The organism is Streptomyces nymphaeiformis (assembly GCF_014203895.1).
GTDB lineage: Bacteria > Actinomycetota > Actinomycetes > Streptomycetales > Streptomycetaceae > Streptomyces > Streptomyces nymphaeiformis.
Window position 1 is genome coordinate 99,036 of sequence record NZ_JACHJY010000014.1, and the last position, 26,968, is coordinate 126,003.

Genomic DNA, 26,968 nt, shown 5'->3' on the forward strand with positions numbered 1-26,968 from the left:
GTAAGTAGCAGGGCATTGCCTCCGGACGCTTACCACGGCTGGTCGGAGCGCCACCTGGAATACGGCGGGGAGCCCGCGGCGAGCGGCCAGAATCATGCGGGCGACTGCCCGCTCGCCGCGTTCATCGGCCTCAGCGGCCTGTGTCGCTGCCTCTGTCCGCACTGCCTCCGCCGCTATTTGAGCTCGGATCAGTCGGTCCTCCTCGGCAAGGCGCTTGACTGCTTCGGTCCGCGCTTCGGCCTCCGGTGGGGTCCAGGACGGATCTGCGCGGGGGCCGTCCGAGCCGTGGTCACTGCTTGGGGGTGATCACGCCGGTCAGGTGGTCGTGGGCGACGTGGCAGTGGAGTCGTACGCCTTGCAGGAGGGCGTCGTCGTTGAGGTAGAAACGCGGGTTGTGGTTGGGGACGAGTCCGCGTCCGCCGGGGGTGGGTTCCAGCTTTCCGTCCTCGGTCAGCTCGCCGTCCTGCGCGCCGAGCATCAGGTACACGCCGCCGTATTTGTTGACGAACTCGGAGACGTCGTCGTAGCCGAGGGTCGGCGGCGGCTCGAAGGCCTTCTCCGCGCCGACCACCCGTTCGACGGTCGGCAGGACGACGTCCGTCCATTCCTTGCGGTTGTGCACGGCCGGTACGTCCTGGAGGTACTCCAGTTCGGCAGTGCAGTTGTACGCGGCGGCCGTCTGCTCGGCCAGGGTGGTGAGCCGTTTCTGGACGTCGGTCATGTCGTCCTCGACCGTGCAGCGGATGGTGCCCCACAACGTGACCGTGCCGGGCACGATGTTGAAGCGGCCGACGTCCTCGACGTGTCCGATCGTGACGGTGACCGGGTCGAAGGCGGGGACCTGCCGGTACAGCTGCCCGATGCCGACCAGGATGGCGCCGGCCGCGGGCATCGGGTCGATGCCCATCCACGGGGTGGAGCCGTGCACCTGCTGCCCGGTGAGTACGATCTTGATCATGCAGGAGGCGCCGAACTGGTTGCCGACGCGGTAGCCGACGTACTTGTTCGGCAGCGGGCCCAGGTGCATGCCGAACGCCATCGTCGGCACGGGGTCGTCGCACGCCCCCTCGGCGATCATCTCCTTCGCGCCGGACCTCTCCCCGGCCGGGGCGCCCTCCTCCGCGGGCTGGAAGACGAACAGCACCGTGCCGGGCAGCTGCTCGCGGACGCCGGCCAGGACGGTGGCGGCACCCAGCAGCATGGCGGTGTGCCCGTCATGGCCGCAGGCGTGGGCGACGGGGAACGGGCCGCCCGGGTAGTCCTGGTCCACGACCGTGGAGGCGAAGCTCTCGCCGCTGTCCTCCTTGACCGGCAGGGCGTCGATGTCGGCGCGCAGCGCGATCACCCGGTCGCCGGGCTTGCCGCCCTTGAGGACGCCGACGACGCCGTGGCCGGAGATGCCCGTGCGGACCTCGTCGAGACCCAGCGAGGTCAGGTGGTCCGCGATCAGCTTCGCGGTGTTCACCTCTCGGTTGGACAGTTCCGGGTTCTGATGGAGGTGGTGGCGCCATGCGATGACCTGCGGCTCCACGGCCGCGGCCTGTCGGTCGAGTTCGGCGTGGATCGGATCGCCGCTCATGTGCCGACTCCTTCGAAGGTCGATCCTGCTGACACCCGAACGCTATGGACCCGGCCGCCGCGCCACCGCTCTTGCTACTGCAATGGGGTGAGGGCGAAGCCTGGCGGCATCGCGGGACACGGGAGGGCCCCCGGCATCGTCGTCCCATGCCGGGGGCTTCTTCGCTCGGCTGGGGTTACACGAAGCGCTGGGCGGTCGAGCCGTCGCAGGGCCGGAGGGCCACGGCCTTGCCGGCGGCCGGCTGGGTCAGGCACAGGCCGGTCGCGGTCGCCGGGCGGATCGTGCCGTCCGCGGGCCTGGTCCACTTCTGGTTCGTGCCGCCGTGGCAGTCCCACAGGATGGCGGCGGTGGGCGCCTGGATGTCACGGGAGTCGAGGCACCGGTCGTGGGACAGGCCGACGTGGATCGACCCCCGCTCCGGGTCGTACCACCAGATCTGGTTACGGGCCCCGTGGCAGTCCCAGCCCACGACGGCCGTGTAGTTGCGCGAGGAGCCGCCGACGGCGTCCAGGCACTGGCCGGTGGCCTCGTTCCTGATCGGCTTGAACATGTCGTCCCAGGCGCCGGCGTAGAGCTTCGGGGTGTTGGTGGAGGCGGGGTCGGCGCAGGACGCCTCGCGCAGACCGGAGTTGTAGAACTGGGTGAAGCACGACGCGAACGCGCCGTGACCGGCGGCGTTGGGGTGGTACGACTGCCGGACGGAGTTCTCGTCCGGCGGGAAGGCGCCGCTGTAGAAGAAGCCGCGCGCCCAGGTGGAGTCCATGCACACCTCGTGCCCGTGGAAGAGCCGAGAGGCGTCCAGGTAGGAGGCACCGGAGAGCTGGGCCGCCTTGCGGATGCCGCGCTCGAAGGCGGGTACGGCCGTGTTGCGGCCCCATGCCGCGTCGGAGTCGTAACCGAGGCAGCCGCCGGACAGCTTCCCGGGGAAGTTCGGGTTGTCCTGCATGTCGGGGCTGATCGGTGACGGGTAGCTCATCAGGACGAGTTTGTACGCCTCGTCCGTGTACCCGGCGTCGCGCATGACCTTCCTGAGGTCGGTGACGGTGGCCGCCACCTTCGGCACCATGCCGTCCACGCGGGCCTGCCAGCCCGGCGCGTACGTCGGCTCGCAGGTGCCCTTGGACAGGACCCAGCGCTCCACGCAGTCCGTCATGACCGGACCGAACTGGACGTCGTCGTTGGCGCCGAGGACCACTACCACCATCTTGACCCGGGTGTTGCGGGCCTTGACCGCGAGGTGGTCGCTCTGGACGAGCTGGTCGGCGTACTGCTTCACGCCGCCGATCTTGACGTGGTACGTGGCCGCGCCCGAGCAGGAGATGTTCGTGGGAACGTCGGCCGGGATCCCGGTGCGGTAGATCGCGGCCTCCTGCGAACGGTGGCACCAGTTCGTCGGACCGTCGGTGCCGGGCCAGTACGCGCCCGCGCCCTCGCCGGAGATCTCCGAGTCGCCGATCGTGACGAGCCCCGTCTTCCGCTCGGCCATCGGCCGTTCCTCCGGGCTGCCGTACAGCGCGGTGGCCTCGGTCGCGCGGATCTGCTCCAGTTCCGCGGGAAGTGGCGTGGATGCGGTCACGGTGGTGGCAGTGGTTCCGGTGGTGAGGGCGGCGCTCGCGGTGGGGGCGGCGAGTGCGCCGAGGGCCAGGGTCGCGGCGGCTGTGACGGCACAAGTCCTCAGCCATGGACTGGAGTTGGGCATGAAGCCTCCCGGTGTCGGTGTTACCACCGGTAATTACCGGGTGCCGACCCCCGCTGGGAAGACACTGAACATGACAACTGCTCAACTTTTTCGGACGGAGTGGTCCCGGCCGAGCGCGTCACCCCCTGGACCCCGCGGCGGCGACCGTCGGCCGTGGTGGCGCCGGAGACCACGGCCCGAAGCCGACCGTGCTCCTCGTCCACGGTGCGTTCGCCGACGCGTCCGGCTGGCGCGAGGTGTCCGACCGACTCCAGCGCCAGGGCTACGACGTCGTGGCCCCCGCCAACCCGCTGCGAGGACCGAGCAACGACTCCACGTACGTGGCCAGCGCCCTGAAGAGCATCAAGGGCCCCATCATCTGGTGGGCCACTCCTACGGCGGCGCGGTCATCAGCAGCGCGGCGAGCGGCAACCCGAACGTCAAGGCGCTCGTCTACGTCGCCGCGTTCATGCCCGACAAGGGAGAGTCACCCGCCGAGCTGTCCGTGAGATTCCCGGGCAGCGAACTGGGACCGCTCTGCGTCCCGTACAAGGACAACGCGGGCAGCTGCCCCCTGAAGGAGTGGTACGGCCGACCGCTCGACGAGCCGTCACCCCCACCGGGAGGTCCGCCGGAACCATCCGGTGTACGCCCGGATCCCTCGGCAAGCCCTCTCCGTCGCCCATCCGCCGACGGCCGTCCGTGGGACCGTGGCCGCTTCCAGCCTTGCCCCCGGATTCGATGTCCGAGGCGCCGTGCCGGTCTTTGCGGCCCGGAGGGCGGCGGCTTGGACGCGGGCGCGCCTCGGCGTGTCTGAAGGGTCAGTGCTGGTCGAGGTCGCCGACGGTGACGCCGCTGCCGCTCGTCCAGATATGGAAACAACACCTCGAACTTCGCAGTCGGTTGGTCACGGATCGACTCGGAGACGCGCATGCCACATCAACGAGCAACGGAACGCGGAGCAACGCCTTGATTCTCTGCAAGCCCTAGCGACCTCGTGCATGGTTGGCGGCGGAGCATCTCCCAGTCCCTGGTATCCGACGTCGGCAAGGATTTCCACGCCTGCTCCCTTGATCAGGCAGAACTGGCGGGCGTGGCAGTCGTCGGTGTACTCGCCGTACGGCGACCGGTGCGGGGTCAGGGTGTGCGTTCCGGTGGCGTGCCGGTGATCCAGCCCAGTTCGTAGGCGTGCCAGCCCAGTTGGATCCTGGTCGTGACCCGGGCGAGGGTCATCAGGCCCTTCACTCGTCGCTTCACGGTGCGCAGGCCCAGTTTCAGCTGTTTGGCGACGCTCGCGTCGGTCATGCCGACCAGCAGCAGGGCGAGGATCTGGAGGTCTGTGGCGTCCGGGCCGGGTGGTGTGCCCTCGATCAGTTCGCCCCCTCCGTCGAGCCGGAGCGGCAGGGCGTCCCGCCAGGTCTGCTCGAACAGCGCCGTCAGCGAGTCCAGCAGCCCACTCGCGTGGATCACCAGGGCGGCCGGCTCCGCGTCCCCGTGGCTGAGCGGCACCATCGCCAGGGTTCCGTCGGCCACGACCAGTTTGGTCGGCACTCTCTCGGTCAGCCGGACCTCCTGTCGGCGTCCGAGCCCCGCGGCCAGTTCGGTCAGCTGGCCGGGCAGGGACAGTGCTTCGCGCTCCAGGACCACGCGGTAGGCGACGCCGCGATCCACGGCCTGTTCCTCGACCGGGTTGTCCAGCGGGGTGACGGCGACCGGTGTGCCGGTGACCAGGACGCAGAGGTCCCGGACCGCCCCCATCTGGAGCTGGAGGAAGCGGTGGGCGACGGCACTCGCGCCGGTCACCACCTCGACCAGGTCGTACATCGCGGGATTCGCCGCTTCCGTACGGTACGTGTCCGCCAGGAGCGCCGCCGCTCGCTCGGCCTCCTCCAGCGCGCGCCTCTGCTGCGTGAGCAGCGTTCCCAGTGTGGCGCCGGGCGGGGCCGGCAGCCAATGTCCCCCGTTCGTACGGGAGCGGGTGACGAGGCCCTGCTGCTCCAGTCGTCGCAGCACGGTCGCGGTGGTGGTCTCGGGGAGCGAGAGCCGGTGTGCGAGTTCGGCGGCGTCGGCGGCTCCCAGCGTGACCAGACCGCGGTAGGCCGCTTCCTGTGTGGTGTCGATTCCCATGGCGCCCAGCACTCCGACCTCCTTCCGGAAGATGTCCTTCCACAGCACCTCTGGCGGGAAACGGCCACGGCACCTTCCCGCCCGCGATCGCCGTTCCGTGCAGGCCGAGACCTTTGCCAAGGTGTCGCCACCGCAGCAGCAACGAGCAAGGGAGAGCGATGCGCCAGATATCGCGTACGGCCCTGGGAGCGGCGACCGCCGCCGTCCTGGCCGTCACCGCGCTGACGCCGTCCGTGTACGCCCAGCCACAGGGCGGGGCATCCGGCAGCAGACCACTCGTCGGCACGCAGACGGCCTCACCGCGGGGGCAGGGGTCAGTGACGGTCACTCTGGTCACCGGCGACAGGGTGGTGGTGAGCACGGACGGATCCGGCCACAGTGCCGCGACCGCGCTGCCGCGCGAAGACGGCAGCGTGCCGCTGCTTGAGACGCGTCAGACCGGTGACGATCTGTACGTGTACCCCGAGGGCGCTTCCGAGGCGCTCACCGCCGGCAGGGTCGACGAGGAACTCTTCAACGTCACCGGCCTGATCCGGCAGGGCTACGACGACGCCCACACCACCGCCCTTCCGCTGATCGCCGTCTACGACTCCTCCGTCGACGTCGCCCGCGCCGTACCCGCCTCCCCACGCGGTGCCGCACACGGCCCGGTGCTGAAGGCCGCCCACGGGGTGGCGCTCAAGGCCGACAAGAAGACGGCCTCCGCCTTCTGGGCCGACATCACCTCCCGCCGCTCCCGCACCGGCGCCGACGTCAAGAAGGTCTGGCTGGACCGCAAGGTCGAGGCGACGCTCGAACGGTCCACGGCTCAGGTCGGTGCCGACCTCGCCTGGGCCGCCGGGTACGACGGCAAGGGCACCAGGGTCGCGGTCCTCGACACCGGCGCCGATGCCGAACACCCGGACCTGAAGGGCCGGATCGCCGCGTCCCGGAACTTCACCGACTCCGCCTCCGAAGCGGACCGGCAGGGACACGGCACGCACACGATCTCCACCGTGGGCGGGACGGGCGCGGCCAGTGGCGGCAGGAAGAAGGGCGTCGCTCCGGGCGCCGAGCTGCTCAACGGCAAGGTCCTCAACGACTCCGGTGCGGGCGCCACGTCCTGGATCATCGCCGGCATGGAGTGGGCCGTCGCCCAGGGCGCCGACGTCGTCTCCATGAGCCTCGGCAACCCGACTCCGACCGACTGCACCGACCCGATGAGTGCCGCTACCGAACGACTCGCCCGCTCCACGGACACGTTGTTCGTCGTCGCCGCCGGAAACTCCGGACCGGGCCTGAACACCGTCTCCTCACCGGGCTGCGCCCCCAGTGTCCTCACGGTCGGCGCCGTCGACCGCGACGACTCCACGGCCCCGTTCTCCAGCCGCGGCCCGGCCCGTTTCTCGCACACGCTCAAGCCCGAGATCGCCGCCACCGGCGTGGGCATCTCCGCCGCCGCCGCGGGCGGGCGCGGGGTGTACGCGTACCGCTCGATGTCCGGTACGTCGATGGCGACCCCGCACGTCGCGGGCGCGGCCGCCGTCGTCAAGCAGCGGCACCCCGACTGGACAGGGCAGCAGATCAAGGCCGCGCTGGTCTCGTCCGCGAAGGCCGCGATCCCCGGCGACGCCCGTGAGACCGGCGGCGGCCGGCTCGACGTCAAGGCGGCCGTCGACGCGACGGTGCTCAGCGAGCCGGCCGTCCAGGCCGGCTCGTACAGCTGGCCGCAGGACAACGGCGACCGCACCACGGTCGGCGTCCCGTACACCAACACGGGCGACCGGCCGGTGAAGCTGGACCTGACGCTGCAGCGCGTCACCGGCAACGACGGCACGGCCGTCGGCTCGGCGATCGCGCGCCTCGGCGCCGACAGCGTCACCGTCCCCGCCGGAGCCACCGTCAAGGTCCCGCTGGTGCTGAACCCGACCGCACGGCTGCGGCCCGGACAGTACGGCGACATCACCGGCCGGGTCCTCGCCACCGCCGACGGCGTCCACGTCTCCACCCCGTTCTCCCTGTACGTGGAGCCGAACACCGTCACCCTGACGGTGAAGACCGTGAACCGGCTCGGCCTGCCCGCCTCGGGTTCCTCCTCGCTGGACGTCGTCAGCACCGACACCGCCACCGGGGAGCGCCGCTACAACGCCGGTGCCACGGAGCAGACCTACCGGCTGCGCCCCGGCAGCTACTTCCTGTCCGGCTTCGTCGTCACCCCCGACGCCGGCGCGGGCGCCAAGCTCGCCGACTCGATCACGTACCTGGGACGCCCGCAGCTGGAGCTGACCAAGGACACCACCGTCGTCCTCGACGCCCGTCGGGCCCACCAGCTGCGGCTGCGCACCGACCGCCCCACCGAAGTGCGCAGCGGAACCCTGTCCTTCGCGCGGTCGTGGGACGACACCTGGACGCACTCGGGAACCCTCTCCGGCGGCCGTACCACCCGTGGCTACTACGCCTCCGTCGAGGGTGAGGCGAGCGACGGCGACTTCGAGTTCGCCAGCTACTGGCGCGCAGCCGCCCCGCTGATCTCCGAGTTCGCCGTCGCCGGGGGCGAGAGGCTGCACCCGATCACCGCCTCGGCCGGATCCGTCAACCTCGACGGCACGGGTGAGACGCCGCTCGTCGACGCCAAGACCGGCACGGCCGAGGAGCTGGCGGCCGCCGGCGTCCAGGGCAAGATCGCCCTGGTCCGGATCGCGGACAGCGACACGTACGTCGCCCAGCAGGTCCGCAACGCCAAGGCCGCGGGCGCCAAGGCCGTCCTCGCCTACCACGCCGCCCCCGGCCGCTGGCTCCCCTCGGTCGGCACCGGCGGCGGTGAGCTCCCGGCCCTGGCCGTCGAGTCCGCCGAGGCCACGGCGCTCCTGGACAGTCTCGCGGCCGGCGGGGTCACGATCCGCTGGAAGGGCACCGCGAAGAGCCCGTACCTGTACACCCTCGCCTTCCCGCAGCGCGGCGAACTCGACGAGGACCGGACCTACCGCGTCGACGACGACCGCCTCGGCCGCAGCCGTGCCACGTACCACTCGATGGGCGTCGCCGCCGACTTCGTCGACCTGATGCTGGCGGGACGGCCCGACGGCCTGCAGGTGCTCGTGCCGTTCGAGAGCGTCGCGGCACCTGGCGTCCGTACCGAGTACTTCACCCCCGGAGACACGACCTGGCAGCACTACGTCTCCAGCAGCTTCCCCTGGGGCGAGTTCATGATCGACCGGCCGCGCACGTACGAGGAGGGTGAGCGGCGCGACGACCAGTGGTACGACGGCGTGATCTCCCCGCGCGCCCCGCTCGACGCCGACGGCAAGCCTCTGCTCGCCGCCGAGCGTCAGGGCGATCTGATCGGTTTCGCCACCGCGATGTGGGGAGACGGAACGCACCACGGTGAGGCCGGTTCGTTCGGGGACGTCGGCAACCTGCGGCTGCGCCGCAACGGGGAGCAGATCGGCCAGCAGGCCTACCCCTTCGGCGTCTTCGAGGTCCCGGCCGAGGAAGGGGCGTACGAGCTGGAGCAGAACGTCGAGAAGTTCGGGGCGCCCGCCAAGGTCTGGCAGCGGTCCACGGCGATCAACACCGTCTGGCGGTTCCGTTCGGAGCTCGACGAGAACGTCTACTCGCAGGGCGTTCCGATCCTCTTCCCCCGCTACGGGCTGCCCGAGGACGGTGCCAAGACCCTTGCGGCAGCGGCCGGTCAGACGATCGCCCTGGCCGTGACCGGACACGACGGGTACACCCCGGGCGTACTCGTCTCCGCGGCCCTGTCGTACTCGTACGACGGCGGGGCGACCTGGATCAAGGCTCCGGTGGCACAGCACGACGGCACCTGGACGGCGACCGTGGACCACACGGACGCCTCGGGCAAGCAGGTCACCCTGCGGGCGGAGCTGGAGGACGCCAACGGCAACTCCGTCACCCAGACCGTGACGCGCGCCTACGACGTGCGCTGACAGCGAAGCTGACGGCGACGGCCCCGTCGGACTCCCCCACCATGGGCGGGCTCCGGCGGGGCTGTCCCGTTCGTGCAGGGCGGTCTGCCGAAGGGCTGGAAGTCTCCGGTGTGTTCCTCGGCCTCGCGTCGACGAACCAGACGAAAGGGTCTACCGGGAGCGGGCGGAGGTCGGGAGGTGGGCGAGGGCGCCGTCGAGGAGTGCTCGGGGGTCGACGTGGTCCGGGTCGTAGAGCCAGGAGACGGCGACGCCCAGGGCGATGGAGACGATGCGGTCCGCTTCGGAGGCCGCCCGGGCCGGTGGGAGTCCCGTCGCGGCCAGTGCGGACGTGGCGCCGCGCCTGGCCTCGGAGAGGCGCCGGGTCATGAAGGCGTGGGCGGGATGCGCCGGGACGGTCGCCTCGCACATCAGGACCACGTCTGCGGCGGTGACCCAACGGGGGCGCTGCGGAAGGGAGTAGAGCCACCGGGCCGGGTCTTCGCCTTCCTGCCCGGGGGTGTCGATGACTTCCGTGAGCACGGCGTCGAGCAGGTCGCGTTTGGTCCGGGCGATGTGGACCAGGGCGGCCTTCGTCAGGCCGGCGTCGTCGGCGACCGACTGCATCGACGCCTCGTGGTAGCCCTGTCGGGCGTAGCGGCGCGCGGCGGCTTCGAGGGCGCGGCGGCGGCTCTCGGGTTCGATCGCGGGAAAGGTCGGTTCGGCGTCTTCCTGTCCGCCCGTCTCCGCCGGGGCCTCGGGGGTGCCGCCGCGTTCCAATTCCGCTTCGTAGGCGGCGATCTGGCCCGGGATGTCGATCTCGCCGGGGAAGTAGAGCGACAGGATCTGCAGGCCGTCCCAGAACGCGCCGAAGCGCAGCGCCTCGAGCGAGGCGGAGCGCTCGTCGGCGCTGTACGGCAACAGGAGTCGCGTCGCGAGGGCCATGCCGGCCGCGCGGCGGCGGCGCATGAGCGCGTGGCCGGGGTGCTCGGGGCTGGTCGCCTCCCCCAGCAGGGCCGTGAACAGCCCGATCCAGCCGGGGATCGTCTCGTTCCTCCGCGCGATGTCGGCCGCCGCGGCGGGAGTGGCGTCGGCGCCTTCCTCGGGCCAGTCGTCGTGGACGCCGTCGAGCCGCTCGATCAGGGCCGTGAGGATCTCCTCGCGGGACCCGAAGTGGCGCAGCAGCGCGGGGTGCGAGATGCCGGATGCCGCGGCGATGTCACGCAGCGACGTCGCCCGGTAGCCGTTCTCGATGAACAGGACGTGTGCGGCGTCGAGGATGCGCACCGCGCGCTCCCGCCCCGTGCGGTACGGACCTCGTGAACTTCCCATGACCCCAGTATCCCGGTGTGCTAACCTCCCCCAAATTTTACCACCACGTTGGTAACTTTTTGCCGGACGGCGACCTCCGAAGGGACACGGCACCATGACGAAGCTGCGGGAAGACTTCCTCTGGGGCGCGGCGACCTCGCCGCACCAGATCGAGGGAAACAACGTCAACTCGGACTGGTGGGCGATGGAGAACGTCCCCGGCTCGCCCCTCCCCGAGCGGAGCGGCGACGCCGTGGACAGCTACCACCGCCACCCCGAGGACATGCGACTGCTCGCCGGCGCCGGGCTCAACGCCTACCGCTTCGGGTTCGAGTGGGCCCGCATCGAACCCGCCGACGGGGAGTTCTCCCGCGCCGGGCTCGACCACTACCGGCGGATGGTGGACACCGCCCTCGACCTCGGCCTCACGCCGGTCGTCACCCTCCAGCACTTCACGCTCCCCCGCTGGTTCGCCGAGTCCGGCGGCTGGCTCGCCCCCGACGCCGCGGACCGGTTCGCCCGCTACATCGAGTTCGTCGCCCCGGCCCTGCGCGACGTCGGGTGGGTGTGCACCATCAACGAGCCGAACATGCTCGGGGTGTTCGCGAGCGTCCGGGAGGCGGCCATGGCGGCCCTGGCGGCCGACACCGGGCAGGCCGCCACCGAACTCGGCGGGCTCATGGCCGACATCCGGCCGGACGCCGCCGTCGCCGAGGCCCTGGCCACCGTGCACCGCCGGGCCGTCGAGGTCGTGCGCGGGACGACGGACGCGAAGGCGGGCTGGACCGTCGCCCAGCAGTCCTTCGAGCCCACCCCGGGCAACGAGGAGGTGTTCCGGCGCGTGCACCGGGACTGGGAGGGGTTCTACCTGGAGGCCGCCCGCGACGACGACTTCGTCGGGGTGCAGGCGTACACGAGCCAGCCCGTCGACGCGAACGGTCCCGTGCCGCACCCGGAGCACCCCGGCAACACCCTCACCGGTTGGGCCTACCGGCCGGATGCGCTCGGCATCTCGCTCCGGCGCGCCTGGGAGGAGGCCGGCGGGGTGCCCCTCCTCGTCACCGAGAACGGCATCGCCACCGCCGACGACTCCCGTCGCATCGCCTACACCGGCGAGGCACTGCGACACCTCCAGGACGCGGTGGACGAGGGCATCGACGTGCGCGGCTACCTGCACTGGTCCGCGCTCGACAACTACGAATGGGGCCGGTACGCGCCCACCTTCGGCCTCATCGCGGTCGACCGCGAGACCTTCGTACGTACCCCCAAGCCGAGCCTCGCCTGGCTCGGGGCCTGCGCCCGCCGCAACGGTCTCGCCTGACCGCGCCCCACTCACCCACTCCCCTGGGATCGACGATGCCCCTGCCACCGGACTCAGTCTCTGCCGGTTCCCCTTCTCATGGTTCCCCTCCGGATTCTCCTCCGTCCGGTTCCGCCCCGCCCCGCTCCCTCCCGGCCCAAGGCGCGGGCACCGGGGCGGCCTCGTCCGCGGACAGGAGACCGCCCCGCGATCTGCGCCGGCTGTTCCTCGCCGCACCCTGGGCGTCGGCGCTGGCGCCGATGGCCTACGGGGCGTCCGCGTTCTTCCTGGCCCTCCAGGTGCAGCTGATCGAAAGCGACGAGGGGAAGGTCGCCGGGCTCGCGATGGTGAGCACGCTGTCGGCCGTGGCGGCGATGGTCTCGCAACCCGTCATCGGAGTGCTCTCCGACCGGACCCGTTCGCGATTCGGGGCCCGCCGACCCTGGATGCTCGTCGGCGGGCTGATCGGCTCCGTCGCGCTGCTCACGACCAGCCTGGCCCCGAACCTCGCCACGCTGACCGTCTGCGTGATGGTCGTCCAGTTCGGCTTCAACGCCTTCCAGGGACCGCTGGCCGCGGTGCTGCCGGACCGTGTGCCCGAGCAGTTCCGAGGCCGCTACTCGACCGGTGCCGGTCTCGGCGTGATCCTCGGCGCGGCCATCGGACCGTTCGTCGGGTCGCTCTTCGCCGACCGGATCACCCTCGGCTACCAGGTGCTCGGGGGTGTCGTCCTCCTCGGCATCGTGCTGTTCGTCGCCCTCGTTCCCGATCGCGACAACCGCGGCGAGCCGCGCGAGCCCTTCCCGCTCCGCGCCTTCGCCACCGCCTTCTGGGTGAACCCCGTGCGTCACCCCGACTTCTTCTGGGGCTTCCTGGGCCGGATGCTGCTGTTCGGCGGCTACTACATGCTCAGCACGTACAACCTGTATCTCGTGCAGCAGTACGTCGGGCTCTCGCTCGACGAGGCGACCGACATCGTCCCGCTGCTCGGCCTCGTCGCGCTGCCCGGGATCGTCCTGTCCACGGCGATCGCCGGGCCTCTGTCCGATCGGATCGGCCGCCGCAAGCCGCCGGTCCTGGTCGCCGGGCTGCTCATCGCGGCCGGTGCACTCGTCCCGCTCGCCATGCCGACGGTCGCGGGCCTCGCGGTCTCCGGCGCGATCGTCGGTGCCGGCTTCGGGGCGTTCGTCGCGGTGGACCAGGCGCTGATGAGCTCGGTCCTGCCGAACGCCGACGACCACGGCAAGGACCTCGGGGTCCTCAATCTGGCCGCGACGCTTCCCGGAACGGTCGCGCCGGTCGCGGCGGGGGCCGTGGTGGCGGTGTTCGACAGCTATGGCGCGCTCTACCCCGTCGTCGGCGTCATCTCCGTCCTCGGCGCCCTCTGCATCCTCCCCATCCGCAGCGTCCGCTGACCCGTCCTCTCCGCTCCTTCCTGTCTTCAGGAGCGGGAACAACCGTGCGGCGAAGGCCCTTCCAGGCCGCCGGCGCACGGCTTCAGCCCGTCGGCGGACGCGCCGGCGCCCCGCGCGGCGAAGACCGCCTCGGCGACCTCCAGCAGTCGCGAGCGCTTCGCCGTCCTGGTGGCCGCCGACCGCGTCCATCGACCTGCCTCACGGCTCCCGGATCCGCTCGTGCAGGGTGGCCCGGTTGATGCCCAGGCCGGCTGCCCCGGAATGGTGAGCCGCGGCACTTGGGCGTCCGGTCTTGTCGCCGGCCGGAACGGGGCGGCGGGACGTGCTCCGGAGGACAATCTTGGCCCGGCGCACCGACAATGAATTCGACGGGCCTCTCACGACGACAGCGGGTGGTGTGGTCTGCGGTCGGGAGGTCGTGGGACGTGGCAGGGGTGTAGCCATGACGAGGGACGAGCGGCCTCCGCACGTCGGCCCGCGCGTGTCCGGGGAGAGCATGGACCTGCCTCCCCGGCCGGACCGTGGAACCGGACTGGGCTGGGCGACCGGCGACACCGGGACGACGGGGGAAGCCGGACCGACCCTGGCCGGGACCACCGGCCTCTCCGGTCCGGCCGGACCCTCCGGGCCTCCATCGGCCGCCGCCTCGGACCAGGCGCCTTCCCTCGAAGATCTCGTGGCGCGTCTCACGGTCGTCTACCCCTCGGTCGACCCGAGCGCCGTTCAGGCGGCGGTCAGAGCCGCGCACGACCACTTCGAGCAGGCCAGGGTGAGAGCGTACGTCCCGATCCTGGTCGAACGGCGGTCCAGGAAGGCGCTCGACTCCGCCCTCGCGGCCGCCCCCGGCCGGGTGCCCGGCGTCGACACTCCGGGGCCGGAGCCGGAGCCGGTCGGTGATCGGAGGCAGGAGGATGACGAAACCGTCGGAATGCGCGGGAGGGCCGCGACGGGCTTCGGGGGATGACGGGGACCCGCGTGCGCCCGCCGAGGTCCTCCGGGCCATGGGCATCGACGCTGAGCGCGGTCTTTCCGCGGCCCGGGCCGCGGAGCTTCTCGCCGTGCACAGGCATCACGCGCTTTCGCAGGAGACGCCGGATCCTGCCTGGCGCCGCTTGCTCGGTCAGCACCACGGCTCCGTTCAGCTCGTGCTCGTGGCCACTGCGGTCGCACCTCTGATCACCCAGGCATGGACGGCCGCGATCCTGCCGGTCGGACCGGCCCTCCTGAACGCGGTCGGCGGCATGCACCAGGAGCGCAATGCCCACATGTCCGTCGGCGGCTTCGGCCCGGTCGAACGGAACGCCATCGTCAAGGAGCCGCTGTCGGTCGAAACCCCGCGGTTCACGTCGGTGATCATCTCGGACAAGACCGATACCCTGCCGATGAACCGATTGACCGTCGTCGAGGTGGTGAATCCCATCGACAGATGCACCGCCTCCGGCACGGACGCGGCCGGGTCCGCCGCCGGCGGCGAGGCGACGATCCTGCCGTGCCCGGTGGCCAAGGACGCCAGGTCGGCGGCCGACGAGGTGGTGGGCGGGATGGACGGCTCCCCACGCCTGATCGGTTCGCCACGGACGGGCGCCCGCCGGTCCGGTTGGGGGACGGTGCCGGCCGCGCTCGTGCTCCACGTCCTATGGGGGCTTGGCAGGCCCCTCGCCGGGCGGATCCGAGCCGCGTGATGCCGTCCCGGCTGAGGGCCGTCCCCGGGGTCCGTACCCTGTCCGCGTACCGGCGCGAGTGGCTGGTCAAGGACCTGGTCGCGGGGGTCGTCCTCACCACGCTGCTGGTCCCGCAGGGCATGGCGTACGCCGAGCTGGCGGGGCTGCCGCCCATCACCGGTCTGTACACGACCGTCCTGTGTCTTCTCGGGTACGCGGTGTGCGGACCCTCCCGGATCCTGGTGCTGGGCCCCGACTCCTCGCTGGGGCCGATGATCGCCGCGACCGTGCTGCCCCTGGTGGCGGCCGACGGGGATCCTGCACGAGCCGTCGCGCTGGCGTCGATGCTCGCCCTGATGGTGGCGGCCGTCATGATCCTCGCCTCGGTCGCGAAGCTCGGCTTCGTCGCCGACCTGATCTCGAAACCCACGATGATCGGCTACATGAACGGCCTCGCGCTGACCATCCTGATCGGTCAACTGCCCAAGCTGCTCGGCTTCAAGGTCGAGGCGGACGACCTGGTCGGCGAGCTCACCGGCTTCGTGCGCAGGCTCGGCGAGGGGGCGACGGTGCCGGCCGCCGCCGCGGTCGGCTGCGGCGGCATCGCCGTGATCCTGGTCCTCCAGCGCTTCCTGCCGAAGGTGCCCGCGGTGCTCGTGATGGTCGTCCTCGCGACCGGTGCCACCACCGTCTTCTCCCTGGGCGAGCACGGGGTCTCCCTGGTCGGCGAGCTTCCGAAGGGGTTCCCGCCGTTCACGATCCCGGACGTGCGGCTCGCCGACGTGTCCCCGCTGCTCGGCGGCGCCCTGGGCATCGCGCTGGTGTCCCTGGCCGACACGATCTCCAACGCCTCGGCCTTCGCTGCCCGCCAGGGGCAGGAGGTGCACGGCAATCAGGAGATGGCCGCGATCGGCGTGGCCAACCTGGCGGCCGGCCTCTTCCAGGGCTTCCCGGTCAGCACCAGCGGATCCCGTACGGCGGTGGCGGAGCGCGCGGGGGCCAGGAGCCAGCTGACCGGAGTCGTGGGAGCGGTCCTCATCGTCCTCATGCTCGTGCTGGTGCCGGGCCTTTTCCGCAACCTCCCCCAACCGGCCCTCGCCGCCGTCGTCATCACCGCGTCGCTGTCGCTGGCGGACGTCCCTGGTGTCGTGCGGCTGTGGCGGCAGCGCCGGACGGAGTTCCTGCTGTGTTGCGCGGCGTTCCTCGGCGTGACTCTGGTGGGCGTACTCGCCGGGATCGCCGTCGCGGTGGCGCTGTCCGTCCTGAACGTCTTCCGCCGCGCCTGGTGGCCGTACCACACCGTGCTGGGCCGGGTGCGGGATCTGGAGGGCTACCACGACATCCGGTCCCACCCGGCGGCCCAGCGGTTGCCCGGCCTGGTCATCTACCGGTTCGACGCCCCACTGATCTTCGCGAACGCCCGGGCCTTCCGCGACGAGATCAGGCGCCTGGCCGGCGCGGATCCGCAGCCGAGCTGGATCGTGGTCGCGGCGGAGCCCATGACCGACGTGGACACCACCGCGGCGGACATGCTGGAGGAGCTCGACGAGACGCTCGACGCGAAGGGCGTGCACCTGGTGTTCGCCGAACTCAAGGACCCCGTACGGCGCAAGCTCGAACGGTACGGGCTCACCCGCACGCTCGATCCCCGGCGGTTCTTCCCCACCGTGGAGGCGGCCGTCGCCGCCTACCTCCGGAACACGGGGGCGGAGTGGACGCCCGGGGCCGACGAGGACCGGTGAGACGGCTTCCGTACGGGATGGCGGTGCCGGATACCCGTCTCGCGTCGCGGCCCGCGCGACGGGTGCCGGTCACACCGGGCACGGGCTATCGCCGCGGTACGGGGACGAGGCGCAGGAGGGCGTGGAGGACGGCGTCGACGGTGTCCTGCGCGGGCTCGTCGCTGACATGGGTCAGCAGGCGGGCCAGGACCCGCAGGAGATGCGGCGACGCCATCACCCGGGGGTGGAGGATCGGCCGGTAGCCGAACCGGGAGAAGAGCAGATCGCCCGCGAGGTTCCCGAGCCGGTAGTAGCGCGCCCATCGGCGCTGGATCTCGGCCGGGTACTGGTGCAGCGCGTGTTCCCGGCGCGGCCCGGCCGGCCGGGCCAGCGCCAGGGCGATGGTCTCCGCCGCCACCTCGGCGGCCTCCATCGCCTGGGCGATGCCCTCGCCGCTCCACGGGCTGACCATGCCGGCGCTGTCGCCCACGAGCAGCAGGCCCCGGCGGTACTGCGGTCGCCGGTTCAGCCCCATCGGCAGCGGCGCGCTGCGCAAGGGGGAATCGGCGTTCCCTTCGTGCACGCCCCACTCCTCGGGCAGGCGGGGCAGCCAGTGTTCCAGCGCCGCCTTCAGGTCCACGGGCCGGCGCCGCCGCTGCTGCGGCAGGGCGCCGAGGCCCACGTTGACCCGGCCGTCCCCCATGGGGAACACCCATCCGTATCCGGGCAGGTCGAGTCCGGTGCGGGGACAGCGCAGGTCGGCCCACAGCTCCAGGTAGGGGTCGTGGGTGCGGGCCTCGCTGCGGTAGTACCGGCGGGCGGCCGCCGCGACGGGTCGCTTCGCGTCCCGTTCGAACCCGAGGCCGAGAGCCGTACGCGCCGAGGCGCCGTCGGCCGCGACCACCAAAGGGGCCAGGTAGCGGACCGGCTCCGCGTCCGGCCCGCGGGAGGCGGTCACGCCCATGACGTACCCCGCCCGGTCGGTCAGGGTGCCCGTCACCTTCACATGGGTGCGCAGGCGCGCTCCGGTGGCGCTCGCACGGGCGGCGAGCAAGTCGTCGAAGTCGTGCCGGCTGCGGGTGAGCCCGAAGTCGGGAAGGGCGCCCAGGCGCGGCCAGTCCAGCTCCACCTGGTGGCCGCCGCAGACCCAGCGCATTCCCTTGTTGCGCATCCAGCCCGGCGCGTCGATGTCGATGCCCAGCCGCACCAACTGGTGCACGCCGCGCGGGGTCAGCCCGTCACCGCACACCTTCTCCCGCGGGAAACCGCTCTTCTCCAGGAGCAGCACGTCCACACCGGCTCGCGCCAGGTGCACCGCGGCGGCGGAACCAGCCGGTCCCGCCCCCACCACGATGACCTGCGCCTCCTCGTCACCGGCGCCTTCAGATCCCCCACGGCCGCCGTCACGACCCCCGCCGTTCCCGTCACTTTTGGTGATCACCCCCCTACTATGCCCGCCGCAGGGCGCCGGCAGTCCGTGCGGCGCGGCGGAGGACCAGGGTCCGCCCGACGGAGCAGGACCGGACAGACCCCATGCCGTGTCCCCCGGTTCAGGCCCGGCTCGCCCTCCGGATCACGGGCCGAAGACGCAGGCCGGCATCCCGGGCGAGTAGCCGTCCTCGGCGACGGTCGGGGGGCCGATCCACCAGTCGTAGACGTAGCTGCCGTCGCTGAGCCTCTATGAGCGCCGCCTGGGGTTACCGGAAGGGGAGTTACGGGTCGCCCGGCGCGAGCTGCTGGCCGCCGAGGCCGCGCGGAACGTCGCCACCGCCATCGCTTCGGCAGCCGCAGAGTCAGCCGCGGTCGCTCGGGCAGCCGCTCAGCCGGCCGCACCGGCAGCGCCCCGCGCCGGTCCGCCCGACGACCGCCGGGCTGCCGCCCGCGCCGAGCGACTTCAGCGGACGCGCCGACGACGTGGACGGACTCCGCACCCTGCTGGCAGGCCCGGTGTCTGCGCCCGTGCTGGTATCCGGGCCGCCCGGCGTCGGCAAGACCACCCTGGCTCTGCGGGTGGGACATGCGACGGTCGACCGGTTCCCCGACGGGCATCTCTTCGCCGATCTGCGGGGCACCCAGGCCGATGCCGGCCCCGCCGCCGCGCTCCACACCCTGCTGTCCGGACTCGGCGTCCCGGACCAGCGGATCCCGGCCGACATCGGGGCGCGCTCCGGACTCCTGCGCCCCCTCCTCGCCGAGCGGCGGATGCCCCTCGTCCTCGACGACGCCGCGAGCAAGGCCCAGGTCAGACCGCTCCTGCCGGGCCGCGGCGGCTCCCGGGCGCTGGTCACCAGCCGCTCGCGCCTCTCCGGACTCGCCGGGGTCCACCGCCTCACCCTTGACCCACTGCCCGAGCAGGACGCACGACACCTGCTCGCCACCTGCGGCGGGCTGCCCCTGGCCGTCTCCCCGACCTGGAGCCTGGCGCACCTGTCGGCGCGGCTCCGGGACGAGCGCACCCGGCTGTCCCTGCTCAAGGCCGGGGACAACGACGTCCGGCAGGCCTTCGCCTGCACCTACCGGCATCTGACGCCCCTGCAGGCGCGGCTCTTCCGCCTCCTCCCGCTCGTACCGTCCCGGCATGCCGGGACGGAGGCCGCTGCGGCCCTCCTCGGCCGCGACGGGCGGCATGCCGCCGCGGTGCTCGACGGCCTGGCCGAGGCCGGGCTGCTCACCCCCGCCCCCGTGCCCGGCCGCTGGCAGATCCATGATCTGCTGCGGTTGTACGCCACCGAGCAGTCCGCCGCGCAAAACCGGCCCGCGGCTCGGACCGCGGCGGCCCAGCGGCTGCACCCACTGGCACCGGGCCGCCGGTGCGCTGTCACCCGCCTCGGGGGATGGCCCGAGGAGGCGACAGCGGCGCTGGGCCGGGCACGGGAGATCTGGACCGGTCTCGGCAGTCCGCGCGGGATCGCCATGGCCGACTATCGCACCGCCGTCGCCTACGCCGACCAAGGTCGCCACACGGAGGCACTGGCCACCGCGCGGGCGGCGCTCGATGCGTTCCACGCACTCGATGACGCCTGGGGCCCGCCGGCGCCCACCAGGTCATCGGCCGCGCGCTGGAGGGGCTCGGCCGCCAGGCCGAGGCAGCCGCAGCGTACCGGCACGCCGTCGACCTGTTCACCGCCGTCACCGACGCCCGCCGGGCCGAGCAGACCGCGCCGGCGCTGCGGGCGATGGAAGAAGGGGCCGGCCCCTGCCCCACCGCCCCGTTCCTCTGACCGCACCTGCCTGTTGCGCCGCGGGATCCGGAAGGGGCCGTGTCAGCTGTCGAGACGGTCCTGCCCCGGGCGCTCGGTCGTCTCAGCCGTGCAGGTGCGGGCCCTGGTGGCTCACCAGGGACAGCCAGTCGCGGTTGGTCGCCCTGCCGGTGACGGGGAGTCCCCGTTCGGCCTGGTAGATGCGCAGCACGTCCTCCGTCTCGGAGGTGAAGGTGCCGCTCACCACGGTCGGATGGCCGGCACCGGTGAGGAGCGACTGGAGTGCCTCGACCGCCGGACCGTAGTCGCCCCCACCGAGGGGGACGACGAGCCTCGGCCAGGTCTGGGGGCCGACGCGGCCGTCCCGGACGAGGCCGAGGGACCTCTGGAAGTCGGTGATCGCGGTGACGGTGGTTTGGTCGACGGTGCCGGTCACCTCCACCTCGTGGCCCTTCGCCTGGAGCAGGTACTGCACCGTGCGGGCCTCCCACAGCACGTCGCCGAGGCGCACGACCGGCCAGTCGTCGCGCACGGCCACCATGTCGGCTCCGCCTGTGCCCGTGCCGGTGCCGGGCGGGGCGATCACCGGCCGCAGCCAGAGTCCCGCCGCGAAAGCCCCGCAGGCGAACAGGAACCACAGAATCCGGCGTACCGACACCGGGACGGCTACGGGTACGGCGACAGCGGCCGGCCTCGCGACCGCAACCGCGCCCGGGGCGCCGGAGCCCATCGCCTCGCCTGGCGCCTGCGGCACGCGCGCGCGTGGCACGCGTCGCGCCTCCTGGGCCGCGCGGGCGAGCAGCAGCGCCTCGCCCAGCTCGCCGTCCGGTGCTTCGAGGGCCTCGTGCAGGGCCTCGACGACCGGCGGCGGGGCGGCCATCGGCCGCCCGGGGTTCAGATAGCGGGACATGGTCGCCTGATCGACCCCGGCCCGGCGGGCCAGGGCCTTCTGTGTGGGACGCACCCCGGGGCATCCCTCCCACCACGCCCGGAGTACGGAGGTGAGCGCCGCGGCCGGATCGATCAGGGCGGGTTCCTCCGCGCCGGCCCGTGTGCGGTCCATGTCGCATCCCCTATGCATGTGCATCGTCGCAGGCCAGCCGGGTGCATCCATGCGTGCATGGACGCATGAGCGCTGGCGGGTGCCGAGGCTAGCGGCCCGGGGCCTCGGCGCGGCACGGTGTGCGGGCCGGGAGGGTGTCACCGCTCCCGGCGTCCCGACCGCTCCCGCCGCGGTACGTCCGCGTGCCGCCGTTCCGATGCGGGGGACGACTTCATCTCCGCGCCTCACCCGAACCGGTGAGGTGGCGTGTTGACGAAAGGACAGACAGTCATGCGCAAGTGGACCGGCCCCACCCTCCTCGCCGCCGCGGTCACCGCCCCGCTCCTCGCGGTCGCGCCATCCGCCGACGCGGCCCCCGCCAAGTACACCCACTCGGCCGCCTCCCAGCAGTTCCGCGCGGCGGGTGTCTCCTGGACGTCGAGCAAGAACTGCTCGGACTGGAACCGGAAGGGCTGTACGTCCTTCACGAACATCAACCGGGCGACCGTCGCCGGGGCCATCGCCTTCAAGAAGGCGAGCCGCTGCACAGTGGTCATCACCGGCGGCACCGAGGTCGGTCACAGCACCCGGGGCACGTACACCCACCGCAGCGGCTACAAGGTCGACATGTCGGTACGGACGTCCTGCCTCGACACGTACATCACGAAGCACTACAAGAAGGCCGGCACGCGCGGCGACGGGGCCCGGCTCTACAAGTCCCCGAACGGCAACGTGTACGCCCGCGAGAAGCACCACTGGGACATCACGTACTACAACGGCAAGGTCTGACCGGCCGTCACCGGGGCTGGGACCGGTCCGGTCCCGGCCCCGGCCCCGGCCCCGGTCGCAGAACGCCCGTCCGGTGCGGACAGTCGACCGTTCGTGCACGACGAACCTGAACCCCGACCGAAAGGATTGAAGAAATATGTAGATCGGTCTACCGTGGCCGCATGGGAGTGAAGGGCGCCGAGACGCGGGACCGCATGCTGGACGCGACGCAGGAGTTGATCGAGACCGGAGGGTACTTCGGCGCCGGACTCAACCAGGTGATCGCGGCCAGTGGCACGCCTCGCGGCTCGCTGTACTTCCACTTCCCCGGCGGCAAGGACCAGTTGGTCGGCGAGTCCGTCCGGCGGGCCGGACGGACCATCGGCGATGCGCTGGAAGGCCTGGCCGACTCCAGTGCGTCGGCGGCGGAGTTCGTCGACGCGGTGCTGCGGAGCCTGGGAGACCGGCTGGAGGAGTCGGGGTGGCGCAAGGGGTGTCCGGTGGCCACCGTCGCATTGGAGACGGCCTCCACCAACGACCCGTTGCAGGAAGCCTGTTCCGAGGTCTATGCCTCATGGGAAGCGACCCTGCGCGCACGGCTGACGGGCCGCCCGGACGCCGACGACCTCGCCGTTCTGATCCTCGCCCTCGTGGAGGGAGCGCTCCTACTGGCCCGGACGCATCGCAGCAGGGAGCCGCTGGACGGGGTCGCCCGCCAGATCGGCGTCCTGCTGCGCTGACATGGCCCGCCGTAACCGGCGGGCTCTTTACTGTCTCAAAAATATGTAGACCGATCTATTATGGAGTTGCCCATGGATGCGATCGTCTTCGGTGCGACCGGCTTCATCGGCCGTGCCCTCGTCGCCGAGCTGCTCACTCGGGGTCAGCGGGTGGCAGCGGCGGTACGCAACGACACGCTCACCCCCTGGCTGACCTCCCAGGGCGTCGACATCGGTGGGCTCTGCATCGTCACCGCCGACATCACACGACCGCTGGTGGGGCTGCCCGAGGTCCGCGACGTCTACAACGCCGCCGGTCGCTTCGCCTTCGGACTCGGCGAGCAGGAGGCGCGAGCGACCAACGTCACCGGGGCGCTCAACGTACTCGAATGGGCTGCCACGCTGCCCGGGCTGCGACGACTGGTACACATCAGCGGGTACCGGGTGAGCGCGACCGGCTCCCACCCCGACTACGCCAGGCTGGGAGCCTACGAGGCGTCGAAGCTCGAGGGTGATCTCGCGGTGCGCGCCCGGGCGGACACGCTGTCGGTCCCGCTGACCATCGCCAATCCCAGCACCGTGATCGGGGCTGGCCAGCACATCGGCCTGGCCGCCCTCGTCGAGGGCCTGTGGAACGGGCGGCTCCCCGCGCTGCCCGGAGGCCCCGACACCTTCCTGCCCGTCGTCACGATCGACTACTTCGTGCGGTTTCTGGCGGAGATCCCGGCATCGCCCGCCGGTGAGCACTACTGGGTGCTCGACGACACCACCCCGCTCCTGCCCGAGCTGATCGGCACGCTCGCCGACCACATGGGCGTGCGAGCGCCTCGCCGGACCGTTCCCGCCGGCCTGTTGCGGCGGCTGCCGCGTAGGCTGACCGGCGCCGACCCCGAAACGCTGTCGTTCCTGTCGGCCGACCGCTACCCCACAGCCTCCGCCCGCGCGTTCGCTTCGCGCACCGGCCTGGAGATGCCTCCAGCAGCCGATGCCCTGCGCGCGTGGGCCGGCGACCTGGTGGCCGCCCGCTTCGGTGCCGCATCGCCCGGGCTGAGCCCGTACGGCTTCCACGTCGTGTCCGGCAGACCGACCTGGGTGACCGGAGAGCGGCAGAGCCCCACGCACGTCCTGCTGCACGGACTACCGATGAACGCCGACGTCTGGGCCCCGCTCGCCGCGCGCCTCCCCGGCCCGATCCTGGCACCCGACCTGCCGGGCCTGGGGCGCTCGGCCGCCACGCCCCAGCCGGTCGACGCGTGGCTGGCCGACCTGATGCGGCCGGTCCAGACGCGCCCCGCACTGGTCGCGCACTCCCTGGCCTGCGGACCCGCGCTCCGTTTCGCCGTCGATCATCCGGACCGGATCAGCAGCCTCGTCCTCGTATCGCCGGCATTCCTGCAAGCGCCCGCCCCGCGGCTGGAACGCTCGTTCCTGGCAGCGCCGTTGATGCGCCGCATGACCGCCGCCCGGCTGGCTCGGGCGCTCGGCGTCCCCGAAGGGCCGGCAGTGCACAGCGCCGCAGAGGACCTCCGTCGCCCCGGGGTCGCGCGCCGGGCGGCCAGGGCCCTGCGCACGACCGTGGCCGATCGCCGACAGGCACGGGAACTGCTGGACCGGGTCAGCGTCCCGGTCCAGCTCATCGTGGGCTCAGCCGACCCGCTGGTCGAGGCCGTCGACTTCCCGGTGGCTGAGATCACCGGGGCCGGACACTATCCCCAGCTGACCCATCCGTCACAGGTCGCCCACCACCTCGGCGCTGTCTCCGCTGCGACCGGGGGATGACTCCAGTGCGGGGCCGCGGTGTTAACCGGCCGACTCCCCCGAGTAACGGATCTCTCGCATCCATCCTGCACGGGAGAGAATTCAAGATCAGTACGTAGGAGCGCGCTTCCTCGACAGCATCCGGCAAGGCGAAGCTACGAGGCCTACGATCCACCAACGCCGCCGCGCGGAGCAGATGCCGATCCGGGCGATCGCCCCGGAGCGACACCTGTGGGACAACCGAAACCGTCTGTCCCACAGGGGCGAAGGATTGGCTGCTCCTGGCAGCTTGTCGCCCCCAGCCCCCCACCATCGACGCAGTGACCGGTGTTGCGGCAGTGACGAGCCTGGTGGTGACGCGTGGCGCCGAATCCGAGTCCTGGTGTGGCTGCTCGGGGTCCTCATGTGCCGCCGCAGCCCGGTCGCGGGAGCGGGATTTCGTAACCCTCAACCGCCGCCGACATGGGCTTGCCCGTGTCGGCGGCGGACGGACACCCGGATCAGATGCAAGGCAGGAGGGCCGGCCGACGGCCTTCCCTTACCACCTGCTCGGCCTTCTGCTCTCAGCGCTCGCAATCGCCAGTTCGGTCTGCTGCTCGACCACGACATGTACGGCGGCAGGCCTGCCTGGGTCCTCTCGATCCGGCTGGCGATGCCGGTGCACTGCCGCTGGACGCCCGCCGATGCGGTGCCCTTCCTCAGGAAGCCCAACTCGTAGACGATCAGCACGCCGTTGACGACACCAAGGTGCTCGAAGACGTGGGCGCGCACGCCATCGCGGATGTCCACGAGCACACCGGTGAGCAGTCCAGGGACGTCTGCGCACAAGCCATCAACGACCAAGCGGTCCGCGAAGTCGTCAGGGGCGATGTCGAGGTGACGGACCGTCCGCCCGGTAGCAGCGGCGGCCAGGAGGCCACCTCTCTGAAGGGAATACTCCTACTTCTCACCCACTTCACGCGCTCTTCGGTCGCGGTGTGATGCCGAAACCCGCCGACAAGTGCTCTCGCTGAAGCTTGGAGCTTGAAACCTAAGCAGCCATCCGCACCCTCCATGAAGTTCGCGAACTCCTCGAACTGGGTCCCTTGGCTGGAGACGTTCCGCAGCCGGGCGCCTGTGGAGATGAGGATCGATCAGGCGAAAGTCCGTCATGCGAGGCTGAGGACGAAGCCACTGCGCGGCAGCGTCGGTACCCGGGACAGCGGAATGGTCAGGTCCTGGGGTGGGACGCTGTACTCGAGCTCGGCCAGCTCGGTCACGAGTGTCGAGAGCACGGCGACCGTGATGTCCTCGCCAGGGCAGCGATGCCCGCGGGCCGGGTCCCCGCCTCCTTGGGGGACGAGTCCGTCAGGGAGGCGGGGCGCGCGACTGAAGCGGTGCGGCTCGAAGCGGTACGGATGGGCCCACAGATCCGGGTCGTGGTTCTGACCGTAGAGGTCGAGCAGGAGCATCGTGCCCTTTTCGATCCGCTCGCCTCGCCACGTCAGGTCCCGGGCGGCGAGGCCACCGACGAAGGGCGCGAACGGATAGAAGCGCCGCACTTCGTGGGCGCAGGCCAAGGCGTGCTTGCCGGTGGGGTCCGCGCGCAACAGCTTTCGGTGGTGCGGCCAGCGGTGCAGGGCGTGCGCTGCGAAGGTCACGAACCAGGCGATCGCGATCGTGGGGCGGACGATGTTCAGCAGTTCCACCGCGGCAGTGTGCGTATCGAGGAGTTCGCCGTCCAGGTTCCGGTGCTGAGCCACGGCCTCCAGCGCCGTCGGACTGTCGTCGTCCGTCGGACTCTCGCGCACGGCGCCGACGAGCCCGCCCATCGCGTTCTCCTGCCTCGTCCGGGCCCTGCGGGCTCGCAGGTGGCGCAGCCCGGGAGCGGCGAAGCCGTCGACCATGGCCACGCAGTCATGGGCCAGACCTGCGGCCTCCGCGTCGGGCGGGGGGATGCCCGCCCAATCACGGACGGCGAGGGCCAGAACCTCGGCCGCCGTGTCGAACAGCACGACGGGCTCTCCCGCCCGAGACGCCTCTTCCATCGCGTCGCGCCAGCGACGCCTGACGAGGGTGCACAAGTGCGCGACGCTCTCGTCGTCCTTGAGCAGGGTCATGAACAGCGCCTTTCGGGCGCGGTGCGCATCCCCGTCCAGCGTGTGTACGGCCCCCCGCCCGAAGAGGGTGTCGAGAACCGGCCCGGGCAGCGCCTGCTTCCGTACGACGTGCTCCTCGTCGTAGAAGAACAGCACCGCCTCAGGACCTCGTACGGCGACCGCGGGCCTGCCCAGCAGGCGGGTCCGGTACACCGCGCCGTCGGCCGACCGCATCCGGTCGGGAAGCCACGCGTATCCGCGCGTCAGCGCGCCCAGGGTGCTGTCGTGCAGGGGTGCCGCGAAAGGCTTGGAAGGAATCATGCAGTGCGGCTACCCGAAGATGCGCGGCGTAACGATGGGACTGCGGGGCAACCCAGTCGCGGGTGTCCGTGCGACGGCCCGCTTTCGCCGCGTCGGCAGAAGGCGCAGACTGAGCGCCCGGCGTGACGTCTTCGCAAGTTTCTCCCGCGACTGCGCAGCGCACGCGGTCGCCGTGTTCGTCCACGCCTGACGAGCTCCGTGTCGCGTCCGTGCCCACAGGGCACGGCTACGTGCGGCACGTCGCTTCTCTCGGGGTTGCTCGAAGTTCGAGCCCGGGGAGCACGATGAGCGTGCAGTCCAGGGGCGTGTGTATGTGGTTGTTGGGTGAGCGACAGGCGTCGCGGACCGAGGCGGTGGCCGCCTGATGTTGTTCTACGAGAGCCTGCTG

Annotated in this window: 17 protein-coding genes and 1 pseudogene; 11 read left to right on the forward strand and 7 right to left on the reverse strand. The window is 71.7% G+C overall.

What is annotated here, in order from left to right; all coding sequences use genetic code 11:
* Positions 1 to 289: 289 nt before the first annotated feature.
* Entirely contained in the window at positions 290 to 1,579 is a 1,290-nt protein-coding gene (locus GGE06_RS37955) for a M20 metallopeptidase family protein (protein ID WP_184932948.1), read from the reverse strand.
* A 175-nt stretch (positions 1,580 to 1,754) separates the two neighbouring features.
* The gene (locus GGE06_RS37960) at positions 1,755 to 3,278 is read right to left on the reverse strand and encodes a ricin-type beta-trefoil lectin domain protein (protein WP_184932949.1); all 1,524 of its coding nucleotides are present in this window, start codon (positions 3,276 to 3,278) and stop codon (positions 1,755 to 1,757) included.
* Between the two features lie 125 nt (positions 3,279 to 3,403).
* On the opposite strand from GGE06_RS37960, the pseudogene GGE06_RS43130 reads away from it, so the two are divergent.
* A pseudogene (locus tag GGE06_RS43130) lies at positions 3,404 to 3,804 on the forward strand (alpha/beta fold hydrolase); the annotation flags it as partial.
* 590 nt (positions 3,805 to 4,394) lie between these two features.
* Here GGE06_RS43130 and GGE06_RS37965 read toward each other — a convergent pair.
* A complete protein-coding gene (locus GGE06_RS37965; RefSeq protein ID WP_116165805.1) occupies positions 4,395 to 5,396 on the reverse strand; it encodes a helix-turn-helix domain-containing protein in 1,002 nt (333 codons plus the stop codon).
* Between the two features lie 146 nt (positions 5,397 to 5,542).
* Here GGE06_RS37965 and GGE06_RS37970 point away from each other — a divergent pair, with 146 nt between their 5' ends.
* Complete coding sequence (locus GGE06_RS37970) at positions 5,543 to 9,310, forward strand: S8 family peptidase (protein WP_184932950.1); 3,768 nt, start codon at positions 5,543 to 5,545, stop codon at positions 9,308 to 9,310.
* A gap of 150 nt (positions 9,311 to 9,460) precedes the next feature.
* Here the strand turns inward: GGE06_RS37970 and GGE06_RS37975 are convergent, their stop codons facing one another.
* The gene (locus GGE06_RS37975; protein ID WP_184932951.1) at positions 9,461 to 10,618 is read right to left on the reverse strand and encodes a TetR family transcriptional regulator; all 1,158 of its coding nucleotides are present in this window, start codon (positions 10,616 to 10,618) and stop codon (positions 9,461 to 9,463) included.
* A 94-nt stretch (positions 10,619 to 10,712) separates the two neighbouring features.
* On the opposite strand from GGE06_RS37975, the gene GGE06_RS37980 reads away from it, so the two are divergent.
* From GGE06_RS37980 to GGE06_RS38000, 5 genes are all read left to right on the forward strand, one after another.
* The gene (locus GGE06_RS37980) at positions 10,713 to 11,918 is read left to right on the forward strand and encodes a glycoside hydrolase family 1 protein (protein ID WP_184932952.1); all 1,206 of its coding nucleotides are present in this window, start codon (positions 10,713 to 10,715) and stop codon (positions 11,916 to 11,918) included.
* A gap of 239 nt (positions 11,919 to 12,157) precedes the next feature.
* Positions 12,158 to 13,312, forward strand: a complete 1,155-nt coding sequence (locus GGE06_RS37985) for an MFS transporter (RefSeq protein WP_181924807.1) — start codon at positions 12,158 to 12,160, stop codon at positions 13,310 to 13,312.
* 496 nt (positions 13,313 to 13,808) lie between these two features.
* Positions 13,809 to 14,276 (forward strand): three-helix bundle dimerization domain-containing protein, encoded by a 468-nt coding sequence (locus tag GGE06_RS42170; RefSeq protein ID WP_220378621.1) that lies wholly within the window; start codon positions 13,809 to 13,811, stop codon positions 14,274 to 14,276.
* Positions 14,224 to 14,994, forward strand: coding sequence for a cation-transporting P-type ATPase (locus GGE06_RS37995; RefSeq protein ID WP_116164880.1), 771 nt, complete (start codon positions 14,224 to 14,226; stop codon positions 14,992 to 14,994). Before GGE06_RS42170 ends, GGE06_RS37995 begins: the two co-directional genes overlap by 53 nt.
* Positions 14,994 to 16,715: a SulP family inorganic anion transporter gene (locus tag GGE06_RS38000; protein ID WP_116164878.1), complete on the forward strand. Its 1,722-nt coding sequence runs from the start codon at positions 14,994 to 14,996 to the stop codon at positions 16,713 to 16,715. The genes GGE06_RS37995 and GGE06_RS38000 overlap by 1 nt, the downstream gene beginning before the upstream one ends.
* Positions 16,716 to 16,800: 85 nt before the next feature.
* Here GGE06_RS38000 and GGE06_RS38005 read toward each other — a convergent pair whose 3' ends face one another.
* Together GGE06_RS38005 and GGE06_RS38010 are read right to left on the reverse strand one after the other, a co-directional pair.
* On the reverse strand, positions 16,801 to 18,135 hold the full coding sequence (locus GGE06_RS38005) for a geranylgeranyl reductase family protein (protein ID WP_376773637.1): 1,335 nt from the start codon (positions 18,133 to 18,135) through the stop codon (positions 16,801 to 16,803).
* A 1,862-nt stretch (positions 18,136 to 19,997) separates the two neighbouring features.
* Complete coding sequence (locus GGE06_RS38010) at positions 19,998 to 20,957, reverse strand: peptidoglycan-binding protein (RefSeq protein WP_221518975.1); 960 nt, start codon at positions 20,955 to 20,957, stop codon at positions 19,998 to 20,000.
* Positions 20,958 to 21,227: 270 nt separating this feature from the next.
* Between GGE06_RS38010 and GGE06_RS38015 the strand changes: the two genes are divergently transcribed.
* The 4 genes from GGE06_RS38015 to GGE06_RS38030 all read left to right on the forward strand — a co-directional run bounded on the left by GGE06_RS38015 (position 21,228) and on the right by GGE06_RS38030 (position 25,162).
* Positions 21,228 to 21,725 carry a hypothetical protein gene (locus tag GGE06_RS38015; RefSeq protein WP_116164874.1) on the forward strand — a complete coding sequence of 166 codons (498 nt, stop codon included), beginning with the start codon at positions 21,228 to 21,230 and terminating at the stop codon, positions 21,723 to 21,725.
* A 161-nt stretch (positions 21,726 to 21,886) separates the two neighbouring features.
* Positions 21,887 to 22,444, forward strand: a complete 558-nt coding sequence (locus GGE06_RS38020; RefSeq protein WP_184932954.1) for a TetR/AcrR family transcriptional regulator — start codon at positions 21,887 to 21,889, stop codon at positions 22,442 to 22,444.
* 72 nt (positions 22,445 to 22,516) lie between these two features.
* Positions 22,517 to 24,202 carry an alpha/beta fold hydrolase gene (locus GGE06_RS38025; RefSeq protein ID WP_221518976.1) on the forward strand — a complete coding sequence of 562 codons (1,686 nt, stop codon included), beginning with the start codon at positions 22,517 to 22,519 and terminating at the stop codon, positions 24,200 to 24,202.
* A 726-nt stretch (positions 24,203 to 24,928) separates the two neighbouring features.
* Complete coding sequence (locus GGE06_RS38030) at positions 24,929 to 25,162, forward strand: hypothetical protein (protein WP_184932955.1); 234 nt, start codon at positions 24,929 to 24,931, stop codon at positions 25,160 to 25,162.
* A 167-nt stretch (positions 25,163 to 25,329) separates the two neighbouring features.
* On the opposite strand, the gene GGE06_RS38035 is transcribed toward GGE06_RS38030, so the two are convergent.
* Positions 25,330 to 26,580: a cytochrome P450 gene (locus GGE06_RS38035; RefSeq protein ID WP_181924805.1), complete on the reverse strand. Its 1,251-nt coding sequence runs from the start codon at positions 26,578 to 26,580 to the stop codon at positions 25,330 to 25,332.
* Positions 26,581 to 26,968: the final 388 nt, after the last annotated feature.

Excerpts from the sequence above, each read along its gene's own strand:
- GGE06_RS37955 (WP_184932948.1), bottom strand. The coding sequence starts at position 1,579 with ATGAGCGGCGATCCGATCCACGCCGAACTCGACCGACAGGCCGCGGCC.
- GGE06_RS37960 (WP_184932949.1), bottom strand. The coding sequence starts at position 3,278 with ATGCCCAACTCCAGTCCATGGCTGAGGACTTGTGCCGTCACAGCCGCC.
- GGE06_RS37970 (WP_184932950.1), top strand. The coding sequence starts at position 5,543 with ATGCGCCAGATATCGCGTACGGCCCTGGGAGCGGCGACCGCCGCCGTC.
- GGE06_RS37975 (WP_184932951.1), bottom strand. The coding sequence starts at position 10,618 with ATGGGAAGTTCACGAGGTCCGTACCGCACGGGGCGGGAGCGCGCGGTG.
- GGE06_RS37980 (WP_184932952.1), top strand. The coding sequence starts at position 10,713 with ATGACGAAGCTGCGGGAAGACTTCCTCTGGGGCGCGGCGACCTCGCCG.
- GGE06_RS37985 (WP_181924807.1), top strand. The coding sequence starts at position 12,158 with ATGGCCTACGGGGCGTCCGCGTTCTTCCTGGCCCTCCAGGTGCAGCTG.
- GGE06_RS42170 (WP_220378621.1), top strand. The coding sequence starts at position 13,809 with ATGGACCTGCCTCCCCGGCCGGACCGTGGAACCGGACTGGGCTGGGCG.
- GGE06_RS37995 (WP_116164880.1), top strand. The coding sequence starts at position 14,224 with ATGACGAAACCGTCGGAATGCGCGGGAGGGCCGCGACGGGCTTCGGGG.
- GGE06_RS38000 (WP_116164878.1), top strand. The coding sequence starts at position 14,994 with ATGCCGTCCCGGCTGAGGGCCGTCCCCGGGGTCCGTACCCTGTCCGCG.
- GGE06_RS38010 (WP_221518975.1), bottom strand. The coding sequence starts at position 20,957 with ATGGACCGCACACGGGCCGGCGCGGAGGAACCCGCCCTGATCGATCCG.
- GGE06_RS38015 (WP_116164874.1), top strand. The coding sequence starts at position 21,228 with ATGCGCAAGTGGACCGGCCCCACCCTCCTCGCCGCCGCGGTCACCGCC.
- GGE06_RS38020 (WP_184932954.1), top strand. The coding sequence starts at position 21,887 with ATGGGAGTGAAGGGCGCCGAGACGCGGGACCGCATGCTGGACGCGACG.
- GGE06_RS38025 (WP_221518976.1), top strand. The coding sequence starts at position 22,517 with ATGGATGCGATCGTCTTCGGTGCGACCGGCTTCATCGGCCGTGCCCTC.
- GGE06_RS38035 (WP_181924805.1), bottom strand. The coding sequence starts at position 26,580 with ATGATTCCTTCCAAGCCTTTCGCGGCACCCCTGCACGACAGCACCCTG.